Here is a 22,065-nt window from a genome sequence, read left to right as displayed (position 1 = left end):
GTTGCGCTGCAGTGAGGGGGTGGTGAGGTGGTCATGTCAGAACGTGCCGTGCGCGTCCTGCCCTGGCTGTGGCCTGTCCTGCTCACCCTGTTGATCACTGCTCCGCTGCTCGCTCCAGGCTATGTGGTCGGCTACGACATGGTGTTCGTGCCGGACCTCACGGTACGGCTTGACCTGTTCGGTGTCACAACGGCCATGCCACGAGCGGTCCCGTCGGACGTGATCGTCGCCGTACTGGACGAGGTCGTCGGCGGCCAGGTCCTGAACAAGGTCGTTCTGGTGGCCATCCCGCTACTGTCCGGACTCGGCATGACCGCCCTCTGGCGAGAGCTACGACTCGGAACCGCGCTACCGGGTGCTGCGGCCGTGACGCTCTTTGTCTGGAACCCGTTCGTCGCCGAACGTCTCCGCCTGGGCGCGTGGGCGCTACTACTCGGGTACGCCGCTCTGCCGTGGCTGGTGCGGTCCGCACTGCGACTGCGGAAGGGCTCGGGATGGCCAGGGTTCCTGCTCGCGTCTGCCGGCTGCGCATTGACTGCGTCGGGTGGGATCACCGGATTGCTTGTCGGCGGTCTCATCCTGCTGTGGCCGGGACGCGGTCGGGTGTGGCCGCTCGGCGGAGCGGTGCTGCTGAACGCTCCCTGGCTGGTGGCAGGCCTTGTGCACGCTGGCATATCCACGGTCGACCCTGCATCGGTGACGGCCTTCGCCGCTCGTGACGAGGGCTATGGGGGAGTGCTGCCTACCCTGCTCACGCTCGGCGGTGCCTGGAACGCAGACGTTGTCCCTGGCAACAGAGGCGACCTGCTGCCGCTGATCTTCGCGCTCGTCATGCTGCTCATGTCCGTAGCCGGTGTAGTGCTGTGGTGGCGGCAGGACCGCGTTGCCGGCGCACTGGTCGTGGCAGCTGTCATCGCCGTATTGGTGGGCATGGCCGGCGCGGTCGCACCAGGAGCCTTTGCGGATGTCGTCGCCAACGTCCCCGGTACCGGTCTCTTCCGTGACGGCCAGCGCTATCTCGCACCACTGGTGCTGCTCCAGTCCATCGGCTTCGGTGTGGCCGTCCATGTGCTGCTACAGCATGTCCCACTCCATCGGGTTGTCGGTGCGACCGCCGTACTGCTGCCGATCGCAGCGCTGCCGGCACTGGCCGGTGGGGCTGGGCTCAAGGTGTCGCACTATCCAGCCGACTGGGCGCGGGCGCAGCAGGTGCTGGCCGGGCCGTTCATCCCGTGGCCGTTCGAGTCCTACCGGGCACCGGTCTGGAACGGCCGCCGTCCGGTGCTGGATCCGATGCCGCGGTACTTCGACCAGCCGGCTGTCGTCCCCGACGAGCTCATCGTGGGCGGCCACCGCCTGGCCGGTGAGGACCCGCGCGCTGCCACGGTGGCAACGGCATTCCGTACGGCGATCCGCAGCGGAACCGACCCGACACCGGTGCTGCTGCAGCAGGGCGTCGGCTGGCTGGTCTTCGACCGCGGGGCCGGCGGGCCGTCGCCGCGTGACTCGATCGCCGGGTTGACCGAGGTGTACGCCGGAATGTCGGTGAGCGTTTACGAGCTGCCCGGAACGCCCGCGCCGCAACCGAATCGGCCCTGGCGGACAGCCGTCGTACTGGCCGCGTGGGTGGTTGCCGGAGCGACGCTGGTGGCCGCGGCAGCCGGTCTGGTGATGCGGCGCTCCACGGTCTGGCGGAGTCGCTGAGCGGTTGTTACTCTTCGGTTCACTTATCGAGGAGGGGACACGCTTCATGGGATCACTGATCGGTGCGGCCATCGCCGTATTCGCCGGGCTGGCAGTTGCCACCACCACGGTCGTCGGCGTCGTGCAGTCGGTGAAGGAAGACCCGGTGCCGCCGGCCGGCCAGACCCAGGGACAGGCCGACGTCCCGATCGTCGGCTACGGCACGAAGTAGTACGGCAGCGGGTACAACCGCTCTGAACGGGGCCGGTCGACGGATTCGTCGGCCGGCTCTCCGGTGAGTAGCCGGTCGAAGGCCTGCGCGGTCGCACACCAGGTGAAGTTGCCCGCGGTGGCCGACGCGCCCGCCGACAGCCGCCGACGAAGCTCGACGTCCTGCAGCAACGCGGTGATCGCAGTGGTGAACTCACTCGGGCTGTCCACCAGCACACCTGACACTCCGTCGTGCACGGACTCTGTCGGACCACCCGCACTCCGGTAGGCCACAGTCGGTACGCCGTGCCCCGCAGCCTCACCGACGACGAGTCCCCAGCCCTCCTTGAGGCTCGGCAGCGCCAGCACCCACGCCTCGTCATACGCTGCATGCTTGTCGCCCTCACTGACGTGGCCGCGGAACTCCACCGCGTCCTGCAGCCCGCGCTCCTCGACGTACGTCCGCAACGAGTCCTCCCACCAGCCGGAGCCGACAACGACCAGTCGCGCGTCGGGCAGCACCTTGCGGGCCGCTGCGATCGCGTCGACGGCGTGCTCGACCTGCTTGTGCGGCACGATCCGGCCGACGCACACCACGGTCGGCACCGGCGACTGAGGCCGTTGCCGCGGCAGTGCCGGGTCGGTCCCGTTGTGGATCACGTCGATGCTCTTCACGCCAAGGCTCAGCAGTTCATCGCGTGAGGCCGACGACACGGTCACGTAGCGGCAGTCGTCGTACAGCCGTGGTGCGACCCGCGACTCGAGCCACCAGCCCAGCCGGCCGCGCCAGCCCGGGTACACCACCTGCCACTGCTCCTCGTGCACGTGATGCACGAGGACGACGACGCCGGTACGACGTACGAGGCGAGTAAAGAATGGGAGACCGTTCTGCACGTCGATCACGTGGTCGGGACGGCGCAGCCACGTGTGCAGCAGGCCACGGAGGTACACCGTGACCTTGGTGCCGCGGTACAGGTATCGCACGTCGTAGCGACGTGCTTCTCGCGGACTGCCCGGGTAGGCCGCGCACAGCACGGTCACTCGCCAACCCAGCGCCGCAAGGCCTCTCGCCACCTCCTCCACATACCGCTCAGAGCCTCCGCCCTCAGGGTTCGTCGTGTCCCGCCAGTTCAGCAACAGCACGCTCTGAGCACGCACCTTGTGAGCCCCACCCTCCGGTAACCTCCCCCGAGGTAATGGGCGGGGACGTTACCAAGGAGTAACGATGTCCGCCAGAGCTCGCAAGATCCGTTAATGTCCCGCCTGTGCCAGTGATGACGAACCCCACATCGAACAGCGTGTGGACAGCCGACCTCGGTCGTGCCGTCCGGCTGTTCCGGGCGTTCGGGGTCGAGCAGTCGGACCCGGATCACTTCTACGAAACGCTTGCTGCAGACTCGGTCGGTCAGCTCGAGCAGTACGCCGACCTGCGTGGTGCGGTGATGCTGGACGTCGGCGGTGGTCCCGGGTACTTCGCGGACGCGTTCCGGCAGGCCGGAGCGACGTACTACGCGATCGACTCCGACCTGGGTGAGCTGAGTGGCCGTGGTGAGCCTCTCCCGGGTACCGTGCTCGGCAGCGGCATGGCGTTGCCCGTGGCGGACGCCTCCGTCGACATCTGCTTCTCGTCCAACGTGCTGGAGCATGTGCCCGACCCGTGGCTGATGGCCGACGAGCTGGTCCGGGTCACCAGGCCGGGCGGCACCGTGTTCCTGTCGTACACCGGCTGGTGGGGTCCACACGGCGGCCATGAGACCGCTCCGTGGCACTACCTCGGTGGACACCGAGCGGCGCGTCGGTACGAGCGCCTGCAAGGCCACCCGCCGAAGAATCGGTTCGGTGAGTCGCTCTTCCCGATCACTGTCGCCGGCGGACTGCGCTGGGCTCGCTCCTGCCCGGACGCGGACCTGGTCGCCGCTGTGCCGAGGTACCACCCGCGCTGGTCGTACGGCGTACTCGCGCTGCCCGGGGTGCGGGAAGTCGTGACCTGGAACCTCGTCCTGGTGCTGCGGCGGCGATGAGGAGGCTGAAAGCAGGAAGCACGGAACAGGTGGTCTGGCGGGCGCGGCTCGTGCTGGGCTGCCTGGTCCTGATCGCCCTGTGCTTCCACCAGGCACCGGGCAAGATCGTCCCGGACACCAAGCTCGACCTCACCGCGGGACCGGGCGGCTTCCTCGCCCGCTCGCTGCACCTGTGGGATCCGCAGGGAGCCTTCGGGCAGCTGCAGAACCAGGCGTACGGCTACCTGCTCCCGATGGGCCCGTTCCACTGGCTGCTGGACGCGCTGTCGGTGCCCGACTGGGTGACGCAGCGCCTGTGGTGGTCGGTGGTGCTGTGCGTTGCCTTCCTCGGTGTCTGGAAGCTGTGCAACGCCTTCGACTATGGAGTGCCCTGGACCCGCTTTGCTGCGGCACTGCTGTACGCGCTCAGCCCACGCATGCTTGGCGAGGTGTCGATCACCTCGGTCGAGGTGTGGCCGATGGCGATGGCTCCGTGGGTGCTCTTGCCACTCGTGACACCGCGGGCGCGCTCGGGCTGGTGGCGGGTCGGCTGGTCGGCCGTGGCGTTCGCGCTGGTCGGGGGAGTCAACGCGGTCGCCACAGGTGCGACGCTCGTACTCCCTGCGCTCTGGTTGATCACCCGACGGCTGGACCGGTCGACGCTGAAGGTGGCGGTCGGCTGGCTGGGCTGCGTGGTCGCCGTGTCGGTCTGGTGGCTCGTCCCGCTGATGCTGCTCGGCCGCTACAGCCCACCGTTCCTGGACTGGATCGAGGACGCCGCCGTCACCACCGGCATGGCGAGCGTGTTCGAGTCGTTCCGCGGTACGTCGCAGTGGCTCAACTTCCTGTCCGGCGCTGACGGACCGAGCTGGCCTGCCGGTTGGCTCTACGTGACCCAGCCGATGCTGATCCTCACGACCGGCGTCATTGCATTGCTGGGCCTGGTCGGCCTGGCGATGGGGTCGCTCAAGCACCGCGGGTTCCTGCAGCTCTCGCTGGTGGTGGGACTCCTGCTGGTGACACTCGGCCATGCTGGTGCGGCTGGCTCACCACTTGCGTCGCAGCTCCAGGGCCTGCTCGACGGACCGCTCGCCGCACTGCGCAACACCCACAAGTTCGAGCTCGTCGTCCGGCTGCCGCTCGCCCTCGCGGCAGCACACGCAATGAGCAAGCTGACCGTGTTGGCGACGTCTCGTGGTCTCCATCGCCGGGTCGTCCCCGTGCTGGTCGCCTGTCTGATCGTCTCGGTGGCAACGCCAGCCATCTTCGGACAGCTGCCCAGACGTGAGGGGTACGACGCCATGCCCGCGCACTGGCGTGAGGCCGCGACCTGGCTCGACAGCCAGACGACGAGCGGCAGTGTCCTCGTCGTACCGGCCGCATCGTTCGCGGACTTCACCTGGGGCTCCACCAAGGACGAGCCGTTCCAGGCGTTGCTGAAACGACCCATGGCCGTGCGGGACGCCGTACCGCTGGGGTCCGCTGGTACGACGCGGTGGCTGGACGAGGTGGAGCGTCGACTCGGCACAGGTGTCGGCGACCAGACAGTCCGGCAGGCATTCGCTCGCGCAGGAGTCAGGTACGTCGTGGTGCGCAACGACCTCCGGCACGACGCACAGGTGACGCCGTCGCTGGCAGTCCACGAGAGCCTGGCCGAGTCGGGCATCGAGCGCGTCGCCTACTTCGGACCGGCCACCGGCAGCACCATCGAGCAGCCTGGGGTGACGCTCGACGGACGCACCCGGTTGCCGTACCCGAGCGTGGAGATCTACGACGTCGGCGACACGAGTCCGGCCCGGCTGATCCCGCAGTCGCAGCTCGTAGAGGTCCGTGGAGCCGCCGAAGACGTGCCAGCCGCTTTGACCGCACTGGGCGGTGACCGGGACGCCGTGACCACGTCAGACGCGGCCGGAAAGCTCAGCGGACTGCCACTGATCCAGACCGACGGCCAGCAACGCCGTGAGGTGTCCGTCGGACGCTCGGCCGAGAACTACTCGCCTGTCCTCACCGCAACGGAGCCAAGCCGGCTAGGCCGCCGCGCCCTCGGGTACGACGTCAGCCCGGCTGCACCGAGTACGACGCGGACGTGGGGTGGCGGCATCGTCGACGTACGGGCCTCGTCGTCGGCAGCGGATGCGGACGCGACCCTGCGGACCGGGCCCGGCAATGGGCCGTTCGCGGCGGTCGACGGCGATCCGTCGAGTCGCTGGATCTCCGGCACCTTCGGGCGGAGTAGTGGTGAATGGCTGGAGCTGACCTTCGCCGAGCCGCGGTCTGTCGAGGGACTGAAGGTCCAGTTCTCGCTGGCATCTCCGACGACCGAGCCGGTCCGGACGCTGCAGGTGGAGACTGACGCGGGATCGCTGACCTCTGTGGTGTCGGGGTCGATCGAACCGCAGAACATCCCGGCACCACCGGGCAAGACGCAACGGCTGCGGCTCAGCGTCGGCATCACCGACGGCAAGAACCCGAACGGCGTGTCCATCGCCGAGGTAAGCCTGCCGGGGATGCTGGCGGTCAGCCGCCTGACTGTGCCGGCGGAGGCTCGTCTGCCGAGCGCACTGGTGTTCAGGAACCAGCAGATCGGCCGCTCTGCCTGCCTGCACGTGGACACGCGGCCACTGTGCCGGCAGAACGTCGCCAAGGACTCCGAGGAGCCCACTGGGCTTCATCGCAGTGTGGAGCTGCCGAAGACCGCGTCGTACCGGCTGCACGGGACCGCGCTGCCCAAGGACGGTGCCGAGCTGGAAGGTCTACTGACCGTTCCGGGCGCGATCACGGCCGCTGCCTCGTCGCGCGCCGTCACGGCTCCGGAGGGCCGCCCGGGTGCCGCGGTGGATCGTGATCTGGGCACCGGCTGGGTCGCGGACCCCTCCGACGGTCGCCCGACCCTGACCCTGAGGTTGCCGAGGGCAAGGATGGTCAGCGGGCTGCAGTTCCTCACCGACCCGTACCTGACCGCGTCGCAGCCGACCGAGGTGACACTCCGGATCGACGGCGGCCCACCGGCCGCGAGCACGATCGATCCAGAGGGCTACGTCCGATTCGCGGCCCGGGCGGCACGCACGATCGAGTTGGACTTCACCAGTACCAGAGCGTTGGTCGACTTCGACTCCGCGACCGGCTTCGCCCGGAACGCTCCGGTCGGCGTGGCAGAGGTACGGGTGTTGGGCGCCGACGATCTGCGCAAGGCACTCCACCTGGACGGCCAGACTGGTTCGTTCTGCGGCTACGGCCCCGGCGTGCGGTTGGACGGCGTACCTGCGGACACTCAGGTGAAGGCGACTGTGCGGGACCTGCTGCAACGGCGGCCGGTGACGTTCACGACGTGCGGGAAGGACAGCACGGTCGCTGTACAAGCCGGGCGGCACAACATCGATGTCCTGGCTGGTGGCGGCTTCGTACCGGTCGAGGCGACGTGGACCAAGGCCGGCTTCGGCAACGTGTCGAAGACGCCGGTGCGGTCCGGGGAGGTGTGGCGCCCCAACGCTGCCGAGCTGACTGTCGAGGTGCCGGCCGCGGAAGAGCAGTCGGTGCTCACCATCGCGCAGAACTACAACGAGGGCTGGGAGGCGTACGACGGCAGTGGGCGCAAGCTGACCCCGATCCGGATCGGTGGCTGGCAGCAGGGGTGGGTGTTGCCGGAGGGGACCGAGCAGGTGGTCACAGCGCGGTTCATGCCCGATCGCATCTACCGGGCCGGGTTGCTGGTCGGTCTGCTCGCTCTGCTCGCGGTGATCGCGATGGCCGTGTTCTTCCGGCGCCGGTCGAGGCACTCGGGGCACCGGCTGCGCGAAGGTCGTTACATCGGCCAGTGGGTGGCTGTAGGACTCGGCCTTGCCGCAGGTGCGTTCATGTCCGGCTGGATCGGCTTGGTGGCCGTGGCGATCGCGGCAGCGTGCACGTGGTTCCTGTCCGGCCGCTTGGTGATCGCGGTGGCTGCCGGTGTGGTGGCGGTCGGAACGTTGATCGCGGCGGTTCAGCCCTGGCCGGACGGGGGAGCGGGGCTGACTTCCGGAGTGGTCCAGGCGTCGATCTTGTTCGGCTGTGCACTCGTGCTGCTGTCCCGGCCGACCGGTGAGACGTCGTAGCCCTTGTCGCGTCGGCCGAGCCGCATGATCGGCCGCTCCATCCCGTAGTAGCTGGCAGCCGCGACAGCGGCCGAGACCACCAGCGTCGGGAAGAACAGCAGCGCGAACCGGCCGCTGAACAGCGTGTACCCGCTGACCTGCTCGACGACGCCCAACACGATCACGTGGTACGCGAAAACGCCGTACGAGATGTCACCGGCGATGTGACCGACCTTGCCGCCGAGGACTCGGGCAGAACGTGCTGTCGGGTTCAGAGCCGGGAACAGCACGCAGGCGGCGATACCTGTGTACAAGAGGCTCTTCACGAAGGCCTGGCCGGGTGTGGGGGTCGACAGGTTGTACGGACCGGCCACCGGACTCGCGGCGATGACCAGCAGCACTACAGCTACACCCCACACCGTGCCGGGGATCTTGGTCAGCGTGTCCAGCGCCGACGGCCCGAGCCTCTCGCTGCTACGCGCCACCTGCCACAGTGCGAACCCCATGCCGACCGCGAACCAGCCGACGTACCCGGGAAGCCAGAGCCCCGCACGGGCGTGGTCCGTCGCGTTGGCGCCGGCCATCCACGCCGGACCGAGCAGGGTGAACGCACCCAGTACGACGAGCCGCCAGCGCACACTGCGTCGGGTCGGACGCTCGTACCCGGTCAGCAGTTTCGCCAGCACCGGCAGCAGCAGATAGAACGCGACCTCAGTCGCGAGACTCCACAGCTGCGTGAGCCCGTCCGCTGCCAGGCCGTCGAAGTAGATCTGGGTGAGTGTGGCGTGTTGCAGGTACGTCGCCCAGGTGATGCTGTCCTTGTGCGGCACCAGGAGGGCGGCAAGCACGACGGCGACCCAGAGCGCGGGGAGGATCCGCAGCGCGCGGTTGCGTAGGTACGGCAGGGTCAGCGGCGGCAGGGTGCCGTCGAACCACGCGACCACGTGCGGGCGGTAGAGCAGGAACCCCGAGATCGCGAAGAAGATCGCGACGCCGACGTCGAGCCGGGCGAGCAGGCCGGCGAACGGGCCGTTCAGTGACTCACCGCTGTGAAACCCGACATGCGTGGTCAGCACCGCGAGCGCCCCGATCGCGCGCAGCCCGTCCAACGCCGGGAATCTGGTCCGTGTCACAGCGGCAATCCGATCTCGAGGTTCTCCACGCACAGGTTCGTCGCGGGATCGGAGGAGCGTAGCCGAACCTCGGTGGCGGTGATGCGCCGCGACGGGCCGAGGTACATGGTGCCGACTCCGGCGGGCCACCTGGCGGCGGGCAATGGGGTGACGTTGCCGTCGGCGTCGACGAGTTCGATCGTCACCTGGTTCTCCCGGTCGGAGAAGTACGCCGCCTTGACGAACCACTCGGCGGCCGCGAACTCGGGCTCCGTCGACTTCAGCGGTACGGTCAGCGGCCCGGTGCCGCGGAGCAGCAGGTTGCAGAAGGGGTTGCTCCTGGACGCCGGCTCACCACGCGACCACACCGCCAGCGGCGAGGGCCGGAGCTTGCCCGTCTCGTCGACCCGCAACGGCTCGCTGCCCGGTGCCTGCAACTGGAACGGAATCCCCGCCATCCGCAGCACCGGGGACAACCGGGAGTCGGTCATGAGAGCAGTGCCGATCGGCTGCGGCATGGCCGTGTCCCAGAGGTTCACGTTGGGTCCGGCTCGGTCCAGCTCTGCAGTGACGTTGGCGAAGTACGCCTTCGCCGGGTTGTTCGCCCACTCCTTGGCGAACCCGGCGTCCGACACCACCACTGCGGCGACCAGACCTCCGATCGCCGCAACGCTCACCACCGGTCGCATTCGCAGTGTCCGGGCCGACAGGACCGCGGCCAACGTCAACGGGATCGAGAGATCGGACCAATAGTGGTAGTGCACGGTGAAGACAGTCCCGAACGTCGAGAAGCGTCCATAGGACACGAGCACTACGGTGACGAGGACGTAGGCCACCACGGCGGCCCACAGCAGGAGCACTCGCCGGTCCCGTCGCCAGGCCGCCAATAGAAGCACGCCGGCCACCAGTCCACCGACCACGAGTTCAGCGATGCCAGGTGCGGCGAAGCTCAGCGGCTGCCCGGTGTCGGCCCAGGACCAGGGGCCACCGGCCAGGGCGGACAACGGCACCCGGAAGCCGCGCACGATCAGCCCCATCAGTTCCCCGGTCGGGAGCCGGCCCTGGGACGGGTTGCCATGGGTCAGGTAGAGGGTGCCGAAGGCAACGACGGCGGCGGTCAGGGCAGCGGCGTACGGCCAGGTCCGACGGAGCCAGACGCGGAACGGCTCATCGCGCAGGTAGAGAGCGAGCGCGACGGCCGTGCACAGGATCAGGGCTGATTTCTCCCAGCACGCAAGGGAGACGAGCAGTGCCAACGGGCCGTAGGCGATGGCTCGGCGGCGATGTCCGTCGTACCAGTCGATGGTTGCGTGCAGCAACAGCAAGCCGAAGACGTGCGCGGACAGGTTGTTCACACCACTCGACAGCGACATGAACGACGGCATGCTGAGCGGGGTGAGCGCGTAGAACAATGTCCCGGCGACGACCCACCAGCTCGAGCCGAGCAGGCGCACCAGCAGGTGGCCCATCAGGAAGATCGCGACGGCCTGCATCACGACCCGCCAGGCGACGGTGAAGTCGTGGTTCAGCGGCGCCACCTCGGCGAAGACCGCGTAGACGAACCGCAACCCCGGCGCGATGTGGTCGTTGACCGGCGTGAGCAGTTCGGCCGACGCGAACCCGCGGCCGCCCTGGACCAGGAAGTCGAGGTCGTCGGTCAGCCAGGAACCCCGGCGCGCGAGCAGCCCGAGTACGGCGGCCTGCAGCACCGCGATCGCCACCACGACACCGCGGAGCACCGATGAATCGGGTGCCGTCGCCAACCCGGGGATCCCCCTCATGCGGCGCGACTATATGACAGTTCGGACACCGGCGAAGTTTGTTGTTCCGGCGTCTGTTCAAGGTGGCTACCCGCTGGTAGCGTCCCGCGGACAGACCGGGAGGGGATGTTGTGGGGAATCGCAGTCGAGCACTGATGATCGGGCTCGGGGTGTTCTTCGTCGGCGTTGCGGCGCTGGCCAGGTTCTACGCGTATCCGACGCTGGCGGTGGCGCCGGCGGACCAGATCGCGCATACGGTGTCGGCGGGGCCGGACGCGACCATCTTCAGCATCGCGGAGCTGAAGGAGAAGAGTGGCGTCGAGCTGGAGGCACGCCGTACCGTCCGCGGCGACGTGGCCGCGGCCGACAAGATCAGCGAGGCGCTGGACCGCAAGGTCGTGGTGTTCGACACGGCCGTGGTCACCGACGACTCGAAGAACTACCAGTTCCCCGACGACGCGTCGAAGACCGACGAGATGCCGCTGAGCTTCGTCCAGGAGCGCGTCGTCCTGGACGCCCACACCGGTGAGGCGGTGCGCTGGAACCCGTCGGGTGACGACAACAGCGGCGAGTACATCGCCACCACGCTGGAGAAGACCGACCGGCTCAAGCCCGACCAGAACAGCCCGTTGTTCAAGGGGCACGAGGGCCTGGTGCTGAAGTTCCCGTTCGGCACCGAGAAGAAGACGTACGACTTCTGGGACAGCACGCTGCGCAAGGCGTTCCCGATCCAGTTCAAGGAAGAGGCCACGGTCGAGGGTCTCAAGGTCTACGTCTTCGAGCAGGAGGTGCCGAAGCAGGAGGTGCCGTTGGCCAAGCCGCTGATGGTGCCGGGCCCGCTGGTCGACGAGCCGGGCCGGGACGCGGTCGAGGTGCAGCGCACGTACAAGAACACCCGGACCCTGTGGATCGAGCCGATCACCGGCGCGATCATCAAGGGCCAGGAGAAGCAGCACGCCACCATCGCCTACAACGGCGAGGACAAGCTGACCGCGACCCAGGTCACCATCGCGTACGACGACGCGACCGTGACGAAGAACGTGAAGGGTGCGACCGAGAACGGCGTGGCCGAGGGCGGCTACCAGTCGAAGGCGGCCCAGCTGAACCTGATCGGCTTCTGGGTGCCGCTCGGCGCACTGGTCGTCGGACTGCTCCTGTTCGGCTTCGTCGGCTTCCGGCAGTGGCGTCCTCGTACCTGATCAGCTCTTGTGGGCGGACCAGATCGCGGTGCCTGGGATCAGGCGGCCGCGGTCCGGTCCCCACCCACCCCAGACTAGCTCGTGCCCGGCCGGCCACTCGGGTTCGAGCAGGTCGTCCACCACGAACCCGGCAGCGGTGAGCGCGCGGATCCAGTCGCCGGTCGTCCGGTGGTGCTCGGCGTAGACCGGCGTACCGGCGCCGTCGACTTCCACGTACGGCGTCCGGTCGAAGTACGAATGGGTGATATGCAGACCGGCCGGGGTCGGGTCGTCCGGCATGGTCCAGCGGAACGGGTGGCTGACCGAGAACACCAGCAGCCCGCCCGGCTTCAGGGTCCGGGCGATCTCGCGCAGCGCGGTCTCGGCCTCGGCCACGAACGGCAGTGCGCCGAAGGCCGAGCAGACGATGTCGAACGTGACATCTCTGTAGGGCAAGGCCGTCACGTCGGCGGCGACCGTGCGTACGGCGGTGCCGGTGCGCTGATCGAGTTGCCGGGCGATCCGGAGCTGCTCGACCGAGATGTCGAAGGCGACCACGTCGGCGCCCTGGCCCGCCAGCCAGCGCGAGCACTGGGCGCCGCCGCAGCCGACCTCGAGGATGCGTTTGCCGCGGACAGGTCCGAGCAGCTTGGTGGTTTCCTCGTCGACCCCTTCGGGAGACCAGATGAACCGGTCGTCGCCGAGGAAGTCGCCGTGCTCGGACAGATACTCCTCGGCCGCCGAGTCCCAGTACGTCCGGCTGGCACGTGACGTCTGAGCCTCGGTCAGCTCAACCCTCCGCGGCTCGACCACCCGGTCACCTTATCCAGCGCTACTCGCTCAGCCTGTTCTCGGCGTACACGGTCATCGCGTCCCGCAGGTACTCGACAAGCGAGTCGTCGCCGCTGCCGATGTTCTGCCGGAAGCGCTCGTCGTCGACGTACATCTGCCCCAGGTTGCGGTACGCCTCGCGCGTCGGCGTCCAGAACAGGCAGGTGACCTCGTAGTGCAGCTGGATCAGTTCCTGCACGCTCAGCTCGGTCACGTCGACCCCTTCCGCCTTGAGCGCGGCCAGGCCCTCGTGGACGCGGGCCTGACCGGTGCGGGCCTTCTCGGCGTCCGCCTCGGTCCAGCCGCGCATCCGCTCGTAGCTCGCGTCGACGGCCTCGTCACCCCAGCGCTCGCGGGCCTCGGCCTCGTACGGGTTGTGCTCGAATCCTTCGAAGACCTTCTCCGGTGACATCTCTCCTCCTTTCTTCAGGTTCTCGATGGTGGAGTCGACGGTCCGGACCAACTGGCCGAGGCGTAGCTGCTCACGCAGCAGCCACTCCTTGTGCCGGGCGAGCACCTCGATCGTGTCCTGGCTGCTCCGGTGCGCGATGACGTCGGCCACCACCTCCAGACTCAGCCCGAGGTCCCGCAACAGGAGGATCTGCTGCAGCCGCAGCAGCTGCTCCTGCTCGTAGTACCGCCGCCCGTTGGGTGCGGTGCGGGCCGGAGCCAACAACCCGATGGCGTGGTAGTGCCGCAGAGTGCGTGAAGTGACACCGGACGCCCGGGCCACCTCCGCGATCGACCACGCCATCGTGCTGCTCCTTCCGTCGACAAGCTCGACGGTAGATGTTGCCGTTACGTCAACTTCAAACCCTTTTGTCGACGTGATGCGGCAGGATCGCCGACATGAGTGACTTCGCGGCGAGTGCTGTTCCTCTGACGGGTGGGTACGGCGGTCAGACGTATGCGGTCAGCGCCGGCGGTGAGGACGCCGTACTGAAGTTGTATGTGAAGGATCCCGGGCGGGCGGCGGTGGATGCGGCACTGCTGCGACTGGTGCACGGGCTGCTGCCGGTGCCGCGGATCCTGGACGCGAAGCGCGAGGGGTCGCCGGACGATCCGCCGTACCTGCTGACCGAGCGGTTGCCGGGGATCAACCTGCAGGTGTTCCTGGAGACGGCGGGGGAGGACGAGCGGCGGACAGTCGGGCGGCAGCTGGGGGAGTTGCTGGTCCGGCTGAGCGGGATGCCGTTCCTGACCTTCGGCGAGTTCCGGGACGGTGACCTGGCGATCGAGCCGTTCGGGTTCGGTGACCTGGAGGCGTTCTTCCAGAGCCGTGACCTCGGCTTCGACCAGAAGCAGGTGGAGGGCTTCGGGCAGGTGATCCGGTACGCCGAGGACGTCCAGGCCGAGGGGGTCGACCGGGTCTGCCTGGTGCACAGCGACTTCAACCCGAAGAACCTGCTGGTCGACCCGGCCACCGCGCGGCTCACCGGGTTGATCGACTGGGAGTTCGCCCACGCCGGGTCGCCGTACACGGATCTGGGAAACCTTTTCCGGTTCTGCGACGATCCGGTGCTGGCCGGCGCCGTGCTGAGCGTGGTCCGGGGGAGTGGGCTGGATCTGGGCGAGCCGCTGGTGGACCTCGGCCGGGCGGCGGATCTGTGGGCGCTGCTGGAACTCGCCGCACGGTCGGCCGAGCACGAGATCGCCGCGGCCGCCCACGCTCTGGTCTCCCGAATGGCGGACACCGGCACCCTTGCCGGGGGCCGAGTGGCCCTGGACGTCGTACATTGAGATGAGTGGCAACGTCGGGAGACCTCGGCGGGCAGCCGGTGCGGGCCGGGTGCCCCGGGTTGCCGTGCCTTCGTCAATACCCGTATTCTGTGAGATGCGCTATGGGCCCGCGCGACCTCGGACGGAGCAGGCTCGTGCTCGCAGCAGTCGGTGGTGATTCTGTGCTCTTCAGGCAATCCAGCGGTTTGGTGCGATCCAACGGTTCATGACGCGACCGCACGACACCACCAGTCCACGGAGCAACCCACCACATGACGGCCAGCATCGAGGCACCTCTCGACCCCGCAGTACGCAGCACCCCGCAGGTAGCGGTCAATGACATCGGGTCGGAGGAAGACTTCCTCGCGGCGATCGATCAGACCATCAAGTACTTCAACGACGGTGACATCGTCGAGGGCACCATCGTCAAGGTCGACCGGGACGAGGTCCTGCTCGACATCGGTTACAAGACCGAAGGCGTCATCCCCTCCCGGGAACTGTCGATCAAGCACGACGTCGACCCGAACGAGGTTGTCAACGTCGGCGATCACGTCGAGGCCCTGGTTCTCCAGAAGGAGGACAAAGAAGGCCGCCTGATCCTCTCGAAGAAGCGCGCCCAGTACGAGAAGGCCTGGGGCACGATCGAGAAGATCAAGGAAGAGGACGGCGTCGTCACCGGTACCGTCATCGAGGTCGTCAAGGGTGGTCTCATCCTCGACATCGGCCTGCGTGGCTTCCTGCCGGCGTCGCTCGTCGAGATGCGCCGGGTCCGCGACCTTCAGCCGTACGTCGGCCAGGAGATCGAGGCCAAGATCATCGAGCTGGACAAGAACCGCAACAATGTGGTCCTGTCCCGCCGGGCGTGGCTGGAGCAGACGCAGTCCGAGGTGCGGATGAACTTCCTCACCCAGCTGCAGAAGGGCCAGATCCGCAAGGGTGTCGTCTCCTCGATCGTCAACTTCGGTGCGTTCGTGGACCTCGGCGGCGTCGACGGTCTGGTGCACGTGTCCGAGCTGTCCTGGAAGCACATCGACCACCCGACCGAGGTGGTCGAGGTCGGCCAGGAGGTCACCGTCGAGGTGCTGGACGTCGACATGGACCGCGAGCGCGTCTCGCTGTCGCTGAAGGCGACCCAGGAAGACCCGTGGCAGCAGTTCGCCCGGACCCACCAGATGGGCCAGATCGTGCCCGGCAAGGTCACCAAGCTGGTTCCGTTCGGTGCGTTCGTCCGCGTGGAGGAAGGCATCGAGGGTCTGGTGCACATCTCCGAGCTGGCCGAGCGGCACGTCGAGATCCCGGAGCAGGTCGTCCAGGTCAACGACGACGTCATGGTCAAGATCATCGACATCGACCTGGAGCGGCGCCGGATCTCGCTGTCGCTGAAGCAGGCCAACGAGGGTGTCGACCCGGTCTCGGACGACTTCGACCCGACCCTGTACGGCATGGCGGCGACGTACGACGACCAGGGCAACTACGTCTACCCCGAGGGCTTCGACCCGGAGACCGGCGAGTGGCTCGAGGGCTTCGACAAGCAGCGTGAGGAGTGGGAGCGGCAGTACGCCGAGGCCCACGCGCGCTGGGAGGCCCACAAGAAGCAGATCGAGGACGCCAAGACGGCGGACGTCGAGGCCGGCGAGGCGTCGACGTACTCCTCTGCCGCGGCTCCGAAGGACGACGCTCCCGTCGAGGGTGCGCTCGCTTCCGACGAGGCGCTGCAGGCGCTCCGCGAGAAGCTGACCGGCCAGGGCTGACCCTGACCCAGGCTCTGCTTGACCGATAGGCCCGAGGCCCCCGCATCCCCGTACTGGATGCGGGGGTCTCGCACGTCCGGCCTCAGTCGTAGGGGCGGCGCGGTTTCGGGTCGCCGAGACCGTTGCCCCAAGTGCCGCCGCCTTCACCCATCAGCTCCGACCTCAGCCCGATCACCTGGGCACGGGCACCACTGGAGGCGAAGAAGCTGATCCGGTACGGCTCGATCGGCGCACCCGGTTCCCAGAGCGGGATCTGCTGTTCGCCGTACCGGACCAGGTACACCGGTGCGTCCTCGCCGGCGCGGATCCGGGCGGCGTCCTGGGCGCATGCGGACACTCGGCGCGTCGGCCCGTTGCGCGGAGTCCAGACGACTTCGGTGGTCGACGGCCCGTGTTGCGGGTTGAAGAAGCAGGGCGTACGGCGCTCGGGGAGTGGCCGGCCGGCGACCCGGGCACGAACGCACGCCAGCGCGTACCGGCCCGAGGTGAGGGTGTCGACGACGACCCGCACCGACTCGGCCGACCGCAGGTAATCGACGGCGCGTTTGGCGGATTCGTAGGCGTCGAGGGCGGTCTGGTAGTCGTGCCGTGTCTCGGCGTCGAGGTCGCGCGCGGCCGGAGACTCGCCGAATCGCGCCAACTCCTCGCCGAAGTGGATCGCGTCCGCTTCGGCCGTCCGCCGGATGTGTTCCAGCTCGAGAGCAGTCCGGCGCCGCGCCGCCCGCCGGAACCACACGTACCGTCCGGCAGCGGCCGCGCAACCGCCGCCGAGTACCAGCAGCATCCACTCCATGTTCCATGCTAGGCCGGTCTGCGCGTCCGAGTGAGGGGCTGAGTAGGGTGCTGGCGTGCTGAGAGTGGGACTGACCGGTGGGATCGGGTCCGGGAAGAGTGCGGTGTCGTCGCGGCTGGCGGAGCGTGGGGCGGTGCTGATCGACTCCGACGTACTCGCGCGCGAGGTGGTGGCCAAGGGCACCGACGGGCTGGCCGAGGTGGTCGAGGCGTTCGGCGACGGCGTACTGACTGCCGAGGGTGAGCTGGATCGGCCGGCGGTCGGGCGGATCGTGTTCGGTGACGAGGCTGCCCGGCGCACGCTGGAGGCGATCATCCATCCGCGGGTCCGGGCCCGGGCGGCCGAGATCGAGGCGGCCGCGCCGGCCGACGCGGTCGTGGTGCACGACATCCCGCTGCTGGTCGAGACCGGTCAGGCGGACCGGTTCGACGTCGTCCTGGTCGTCGATACGCCGGTCGACGTACAACTCGAACGGCTCACCAAGCAGCGCGGGATGACTGAGGCGGAAGCGAAACAGCGGATCGCCAGTCAGGCGTCCCGCGACGACCGGCTCGCGGTGGCCGATCTCGTCGTGGACAACTCCGGCACGCTCGACGACCTGGATCGGCGGATCGGCGAGGTGTGGGCCGGGTTACAGCAGCGGGTAGGGCACGGTCCGGACACGAAACCGTGACCCCTGCGCGGTAAATGATGGGTCCAGGGCGGGCCTGTACGAGAATCTGTCCCGGTTCGGCCCGGGTGACCCGGGCCGGCACCACCGTCGGCGCGGCCCCGCGCCGGTCCGGACGTCCGAGGTTGGGAGGATGGCGTGGTCTGTCCGCGCTGCAACTCAGACGTCCCCGAGGTATCGCATTTCTGCCACCACTGTGGCAATGATGTGCGCTCCGGGGACGCCGAGCGGAAGAAGGCGTACGCCGCCAGGCCGGATGAGCCGGTGGCGTCGTTCCGGCTGGTCTCGACGATCATGCCGCAGGGCGCCGGCCGGCAGCCCTATACCTACAAGGTCGCCCTGGGCGTCGCGCTGCTGCTGACGGTCGTCACGGCCGCGCTCGGCGCTCTGCCGGTGGCGATCATGGTGGCCGCCTTCTCCATTCCGATCGTCTACATCCTCTACCTGTACGACGTGAACCTGTGGGAGGACGAGCCGGTCCCGGTCGTCGCCGCGGCGTTCGTGCTGACCGGCGTACTGGCCGCGGTCTTCACCTGGCTCTGGTCGGACAAGATCGTGCTGTCGATCGACACGATCGGCGGCAACGACGCCGGACCGGCCCTGCGGGATCTGCTGATCCTGCTCCTGCTGGTCCCGGTCGTGTCCGAGCTGATCCGCCAGATCGGCCCGCTCTACCTGGCCTCCCGGCCGCGGTACGACGACCTGATGGACGGCTTCACGTTCGGCGTGGTGGCCGGTGTCGGGTTCGCCTGCTTCGAGACGCTGGTGCTGCACTGGGGCTGGATCAGCGGCGGCTTCGCCGGTCCGGGCAGCAGCACCGGTACGTGGATCTCGATCGTGGTCCTGCACGGGTTCATCAAGCCGCTGATCTACGGATCGGCGACCGGCCTCGCAGCCGCCGAGTTCTCCGGCCTGGGCGAGGGGTACGACGGCTTCACCCCGCGCTGGGTGGCCGGCGTGATCCAGGCGATCCTGATCAACGCGCTGTTCCAGGGTGGTGTCTACCTGCTCGGCTTCGTCGGCGGTCACGGCTCGACGATCGGCGCGATCCTCGCCGTCGTCTGGGGTCTGCTGCTGCTCGGCGCGCTGATCATCCGGGTCCGCACCGTGCTGCACAAGGGTCTGCTCGAGGCGGCGCTGGAAGCGGCCGCGCGGGGCGGTTCCAACCACGCGTCGGGTGACCTGGCCTTCTGCTCGCGGTGTGAGATGCCGCTGCTGCCGCACTCCGACTTCTGCTCCGCGTGCGGCAACTCGGTGCGGTCAGTGCCGAAGTCCGACCGGGGTGTGACAGCACCGGTGGCAGCAGGTGGGTACGAGGCGACGACTGGAGAGACGCAGGCATGAGCGAGCGCAGCGAGTTCATCAGAAAACACAGCGCAACTTGTGCCTCAGGCGCGCCCGGAGCGAAGCGAGGACGTGCATGAGTGGCCAGCAACCGCCATACGGACAGGGCGGCCAGGGGCAGCAGCCGTACGGCGGCCAGCCGGGCCAGCCGCCGTACCAGGGCCAGCCGGGTCAGCAGCCTGGATACGGGCAGCCGCAGGGGCAGCCGGGTTACGGGCAGCAGCCTGGGCAGGCGCACCCTGGGCAGGCGCAGCCCGGGTACGGGCGGCCGCAGCAGGCTCCACCTGGCTACGGTCAGCCGGGCCAGCCGCCGTACCAGGGCCAGCAGCCGGGGCAACAGCCTTACCCGGGCCAGCAGCAGTACCCGGGTCAGCAACAGCAGCACCCGGGCCAGCAGGGCTACCCGCAACAGCAGGGGTACCCGGGCCAGCAACAACAGCAGCAGCCGTACGGCGCTGGCCAGCAGCAGTGGGGTCAGTACGGCGATCAGCCCCCGCGCGGCAAGGGCGGGAACAAGATCCTGTTCATGGCCGGCGGTGCGCTCGTCGTCGTCGCCGTGATCGGTGTCGTCCTGGCCCTGATCTTCGGCGGCGGTGACGACGAGCAGGCCGGCCCGAACCCGGAGCCGACCACCACCAGCACCGAGAGCCCGTCGCCCGAGCCGACCGGCAACGTCGACGAGGGCATCGAGGTCGCCCAGGGCGTCTACGTGAAGCCGCAGCCCGGTTACGTCCGCAAGAGCCTGGACAACTTCTCCGGTGTCTACCTGCTCAAGCAGGGCGAGGCCTACTTCATGGTGAACGCGTTCAAGGCCGACGGCGAGACCACCTCGACCGTGCTGCCGGAACTGCTGAAGATCGAGACGAAGGGCCTGTCGCAGGTCAAGACGGGTCAGCCGAAGGAGACCAAGCCGGGCGAGAACGACAAGACCGAGGTCAAGGTCGTCACCACCCAGAGCTTCCAGGCCGTGTCGTCCACCCAGAACGGCAGCTTGCCGGTGGTCGGGTTCGTCGGCGTGATCGAGCGCAACGACGGCGTGATCACGATCATTCGGGTGTACGGACGCAAGGACAAGATCTCCACCGTCCAGCCGGACACGACGGCGATGCTGAAGTCGGTGGTCAGGAGCCAGTGACCGGTAAGCGCGACAAGGGTGCCGGCGCAGGCAACCCCTGGGTCAACCAGCCCGGACCGGACAACGACGACGCGGCGGCTCCGCAGGAAGCGGAGCTGCCGCCGTCGCCGTGGAACCAGGAAGTAGCACCTCCGCCCAGTCCGTGGACCGACACGCCTGGGCCCGGTCCGGCCACGGAGACGAGTTCCGCATGGGGCGAGAAGGTGGGGGCGCCGTCGTTGCGGCGGCCACCGCCGGAGAAGAAGAGTCCGCGGATCCCGCCGCTGCTGCTCCCGATCGGTGCCGGGCTGATCGTGGTCGTGCTGGTCGCGGTCGCGCTCGTCCTGCTGTCCGGTGGCGACGACACCGCCGAGCCGCCGCCGACCCAGTCGCCGGCACCGACGGCGAGTACGCCGGTGACGTCGTACGTGCCGCCGGCCAACGCGCTCCAGGTCGGCTTCGGCGTGTCCGTCGTACCGGTCGAGGGCTGGAGCCTGCTGGAGAAGGAGAAGCAGGGCAAGGAACTCGTCACCTACGCACCGAACGGCGAGGCCCGGGCGTTCTTCTGGGTCCGGCAGAAGCAGAACGTGACCGCGCAGGCGTACCTGCTGGCGATCGTCGAGGGCGAGACCGAGAACGAGATCGCCCAGCTCGGCAACACCCGGAACCTGCCGTGTCCGAAGGACGTCTTGGAGGAGTGCGTCGCGATCAGCTACACCTCTACCGCCAAGGACAAGAACGGGCAGGACGTGAAGGTGCAGGGCTACGTGGAGGTGTACCGGCGCAAGGACAACGTGGCCACCGCATTGGACTTCCGGACCCGGGTCGACTTCGCCCAGAAGGCCGAGGCGGACGCCGAGACGATGAAGAAGTCAGTGCTCGACAGCCTCTGATGATGACATCTCAGACACACCACGAGGAACAGCTATGAGTCAGCAGTACGGGCCGCCCCCGGGACCGCCACCCGCCCCCTCGTCCGGCGGCTGGGGTCCGGCTTCCGGCGCCTCCGGCCCCGGTGGATCCGGCCCTGGTGGATCCGGCCCCGGCGGCTGGGGCACCGGACCGCGGCAGCCGCAGCGGCCGCGGAAGTCGAACCGGAGCCAGTTGATCATCATCGGCTGCGCGATCCTGGCCGTCGTCCTGGTCGCGGTCGGCGTGGTCCTGCTGGTCACCGGTGGCGGTGATGAAGGAGAACCGGTCGCGACCGATACCCCGGACCCGACCGGCACCATGTACACGCCGCCGACGCCGACCAAGGCAGTGATCACCAAGGGCCCGAACGACACCGGGGTCGAGGTGGGCGGCGGGATCTGGTTCACCCCGGCCAAGGGCTGGCTGCCGGACTGGGACAAGTCCAAGGGCGGGAAGAACTACATCCTGCAGCAGTTCAACCGGCGTGGCCTGATCGACGGGTACTACTGGGTCCGGCAGACCGAGTTGTACGACGCCAAGGGGTTCGCCGAGCACCTGGTCGACGTCGAGTCGAACAGCATGAAGAACGTGCGGATCAGCAAGGGTGTGGTCTGCAAGCCCGCGAACGAGGCGATCAAGGCCTGCTACGCGCTGTCGTACTCCGCCTACGTGAAGACCTCGAGCGGGAAGCTGATCCCGTTCAAGGGTTTCGTGACCGCCTACCAGGACCAGTTCGACAAGGTCACCGCGACCGACGCCGGTCTGGAGGCCACCGTCTACAAGCGGCGCGTGAACGAGCTCATCTTCATGAACAACACCCTGGTCAAGAGCTTCTGACATCCCCCCGCCGAGCGGAGCGAGGCGGGGGAATCCAGGGTCTGACCTGGGGTTTTTAGAAACTGTCGGGGGCGGGCCGTA

The 22,065-nt window shown here is 68.4% G+C and carries 18 protein-coding genes; 12 read left to right on the top strand and 6 right to left on the bottom strand.

From position 1 onward, the window contains the following. Nucleotides 1-33: 33 nt before the first annotated feature. Together EV652_RS26390 and EV652_RS26385 are read left to right on the top strand one after the other, a co-directional pair. Complete coding sequence (locus tag EV652_RS26390) at nt 34-1,704, top strand: MmpA family trehalose lipid delivery protein (RefSeq protein WP_132211925.1); 1,671 nt, start codon at nt 34-36, stop codon at nt 1,702-1,704. A 46-nt stretch (nt 1,705-1,750) separates the two neighbouring features. Beyond that, entirely contained in the window at nt 1,751-1,915 is a 165-nt protein-coding gene (locus EV652_RS26385; RefSeq protein WP_132211924.1) for a DUF2613 family protein, read from the top strand. On the opposite strand, the gene EV652_RS26380 is transcribed toward EV652_RS26385, so the two are convergent. After that, the gene (locus tag EV652_RS26380; protein ID WP_242002021.1) at nt 1,900-3,051 is read right to left on the bottom strand and encodes a glycosyltransferase family 4 protein; all 1,152 of its coding nucleotides are present in this window, start codon (nt 3,049-3,051) and stop codon (nt 1,900-1,902) included. The genes EV652_RS26385 and EV652_RS26380 overlap by 16 nt on opposite strands. Nucleotides 3,052-3,167: 116 nt before the next feature. Here EV652_RS26380 and EV652_RS26375 point away from each other — a divergent pair, with 116 nt between their 5' ends. Then, nucleotides 3,168-3,914, top strand: a complete 747-nt coding sequence (locus EV652_RS26375; RefSeq protein ID WP_132211923.1) for a class I SAM-dependent methyltransferase — start codon at nt 3,168-3,170, stop codon at nt 3,912-3,914. Next, entirely contained in the window at nt 3,911-7,984 is a 4,074-nt protein-coding gene (locus tag EV652_RS26370; protein WP_242002020.1) for an alpha-(1->3)-arabinofuranosyltransferase, read from the top strand. Before EV652_RS26375 ends, EV652_RS26370 begins: the two co-directional genes overlap by 4 nt. Here the strand turns inward: EV652_RS26370 and EV652_RS26365 are convergent. Then, nucleotides 7,873-9,096: an acyltransferase family protein gene (locus EV652_RS26365; RefSeq protein ID WP_132211922.1), complete on the bottom strand. Its 1,224-nt coding sequence runs from the start codon at nt 9,094-9,096 to the stop codon at nt 7,873-7,875. The genes EV652_RS26370 and EV652_RS26365 overlap by 112 nt on opposite strands. Continuing rightward, a complete protein-coding gene (locus EV652_RS26360; protein WP_132211921.1) occupies nt 9,093-10,856 on the bottom strand; it encodes a hypothetical protein in 1,764 nt (587 codons plus the stop codon). Before EV652_RS26360 ends, EV652_RS26365 begins: the two co-directional genes overlap by 4 nt. A gap of 110 nt (nt 10,857-10,966) precedes the next feature. Here EV652_RS26360 and pgfA point away from each other — a divergent pair, with 110 nt between their 5' ends. Beyond that, entirely contained in the window at nt 10,967-12,034 is a 1,068-nt protein-coding gene (pgfA, locus tag EV652_RS26355; RefSeq protein WP_132211920.1) for a cell envelope lipid trafficking protein PgfA, read from the top strand. On the opposite strand, the gene EV652_RS26350 is transcribed toward pgfA, so the two are convergent. Both EV652_RS26350 and EV652_RS26345 read right to left on the bottom strand, forming a co-directional pair. Next, nucleotides 12,035-12,826 (bottom strand): class I SAM-dependent methyltransferase, encoded by a 792-nt coding sequence (locus tag EV652_RS26350; protein ID WP_132211919.1) that lies wholly within the window; start codon nt 12,824-12,826, stop codon nt 12,035-12,037. A gap of 19 nt (nt 12,827-12,845) precedes the next feature. Next, nucleotides 12,846-13,598 (bottom strand): MerR family transcriptional regulator, encoded by a 753-nt coding sequence (locus EV652_RS26345; RefSeq protein ID WP_132211918.1) that lies wholly within the window; start codon nt 13,596-13,598, stop codon nt 12,846-12,848. 95 nt (nt 13,599-13,693) lie between these two features. Here EV652_RS26345 and EV652_RS26340 point away from each other — a divergent pair, with 95 nt between their 5' ends. Next, the gene (locus EV652_RS26340; RefSeq protein ID WP_132211917.1) at nt 13,694-14,584 is read left to right on the top strand and encodes a phosphotransferase family protein; all 891 of its coding nucleotides are present in this window, start codon (nt 13,694-13,696) and stop codon (nt 14,582-14,584) included. Nucleotides 14,585-14,835: 251 nt separating this feature from the next. Continuing rightward, nucleotides 14,836-16,314, top strand: a complete 1,479-nt coding sequence (gene rpsA / locus EV652_RS26335; protein ID WP_132211916.1) for a 30S ribosomal protein S1 — start codon at nt 14,836-14,838, stop codon at nt 16,312-16,314. A gap of 82 nt (nt 16,315-16,396) precedes the next feature. Here rpsA and EV652_RS26330 read toward each other — a convergent pair whose 3' ends face one another. Further along, complete coding sequence (locus EV652_RS26330; RefSeq protein ID WP_132211915.1) at nt 16,397-17,107, bottom strand: hypothetical protein; 711 nt, start codon at nt 17,105-17,107, stop codon at nt 16,397-16,399. 55 nt (nt 17,108-17,162) lie between these two features. Between EV652_RS26330 and coaE the strand changes: the two genes are divergently transcribed. From coaE to EV652_RS26305, 5 genes are all read left to right on the top strand, one after another. Further along, nucleotides 17,163-17,780, top strand: a complete 618-nt coding sequence (coaE, locus tag EV652_RS26325) for a dephospho-CoA kinase (protein WP_132211914.1) — start codon at nt 17,163-17,165, stop codon at nt 17,778-17,780. Between the two features lie 204 nt (nt 17,781-17,984). Then, nucleotides 17,985-19,121 (top strand): PrsW family glutamic-type intramembrane protease, encoded by a 1,137-nt coding sequence (locus tag EV652_RS26320; RefSeq protein WP_242002019.1) that lies wholly within the window; start codon nt 17,985-17,987, stop codon nt 19,119-19,121. 76 nt (nt 19,122-19,197) lie between these two features. Beyond that, nucleotides 19,198-20,256: a hypothetical protein gene (locus tag EV652_RS26315; protein WP_132211912.1), complete on the top strand. Its 1,059-nt coding sequence runs from the start codon at nt 19,198-19,200 to the stop codon at nt 20,254-20,256. Next, nucleotides 20,253-21,128 carry a hypothetical protein gene (locus EV652_RS26310; RefSeq protein WP_132211911.1) on the top strand — a complete coding sequence of 292 codons (876 nt, stop codon included), beginning with the start codon at nt 20,253-20,255 and terminating at the stop codon, nt 21,126-21,128. The genes EV652_RS26315 and EV652_RS26310 overlap by 4 nt, the downstream gene beginning before the upstream one ends. Before the next feature lie 34 nt (nt 21,129-21,162). Further along, nucleotides 21,163-21,984, top strand: coding sequence for a hypothetical protein (locus EV652_RS26305; RefSeq protein ID WP_132211910.1), 822 nt, complete (start codon nt 21,163-21,165; stop codon nt 21,982-21,984). The last annotated feature ends 81 nt before the right edge of the window (nt 21,985-22,065 follow it).

This window comes from Kribbella steppae (genome assembly GCF_004342025.1).
In the GTDB taxonomy this organism is placed as follows: Bacteria; Actinomycetota; Actinomycetes; order Propionibacteriales; family Kribbellaceae; genus Kribbella; species Kribbella steppae.
The sequence above is the reverse complement of the archived record's forward strand: the minus strand, read 5'-3'. Positions and strand labels throughout refer to the sequence as shown.

Bases quoted from the DNA above. Each gene is read 5' to 3' on its own strand.
- EV652_RS26375 (WP_132211923.1), top strand. From the start codon at position 3,168: ATGACGAACCCCACATCGAACAGCGTGTGGACAGCCGACCTCGGTCGT.
- EV652_RS26390 (WP_132211925.1), top strand. From the start codon at position 34: ATGTCAGAACGTGCCGTGCGCGTCCTGCCCTGGCTGTGGCCTGTCCTG.
- EV652_RS26315 (WP_132211912.1), top strand. From the start codon at position 19,198: ATGAGTGGCCAGCAACCGCCATACGGACAGGGCGGCCAGGGGCAGCAG.
- EV652_RS26370 (WP_242002020.1), top strand. From the start codon at position 3,911: ATGAGGAGGCTGAAAGCAGGAAGCACGGAACAGGTGGTCTGGCGGGCG.
- EV652_RS26330 (WP_132211915.1), bottom strand. From the start codon at position 17,107: ATGGAGTGGATGCTGCTGGTACTCGGCGGCGGTTGCGCGGCCGCTGCC.
- EV652_RS26305 (WP_132211910.1), top strand. From the start codon at position 21,163: ATGAGTCAGCAGTACGGGCCGCCCCCGGGACCGCCACCCGCCCCCTCG.
- EV652_RS26345 (WP_132211918.1), bottom strand. From the start codon at position 13,598: ATGGCGTGGTCGATCGCGGAGGTGGCCCGGGCGTCCGGTGTCACTTCA.
- EV652_RS26360 (WP_132211921.1), bottom strand. From the start codon at position 10,856: ATGAGGGGGATCCCCGGGTTGGCGACGGCACCCGATTCATCGGTGCTC.
- rpsA (WP_132211916.1), top strand. From the start codon at position 14,836: ATGACGGCCAGCATCGAGGCACCTCTCGACCCCGCAGTACGCAGCACC.
- EV652_RS26340 (WP_132211917.1), top strand. From the start codon at position 13,694: ATGAGTGACTTCGCGGCGAGTGCTGTTCCTCTGACGGGTGGGTACGGC.
- EV652_RS26385 (WP_132211924.1), top strand. From the start codon at position 1,751: ATGGGATCACTGATCGGTGCGGCCATCGCCGTATTCGCCGGGCTGGCA.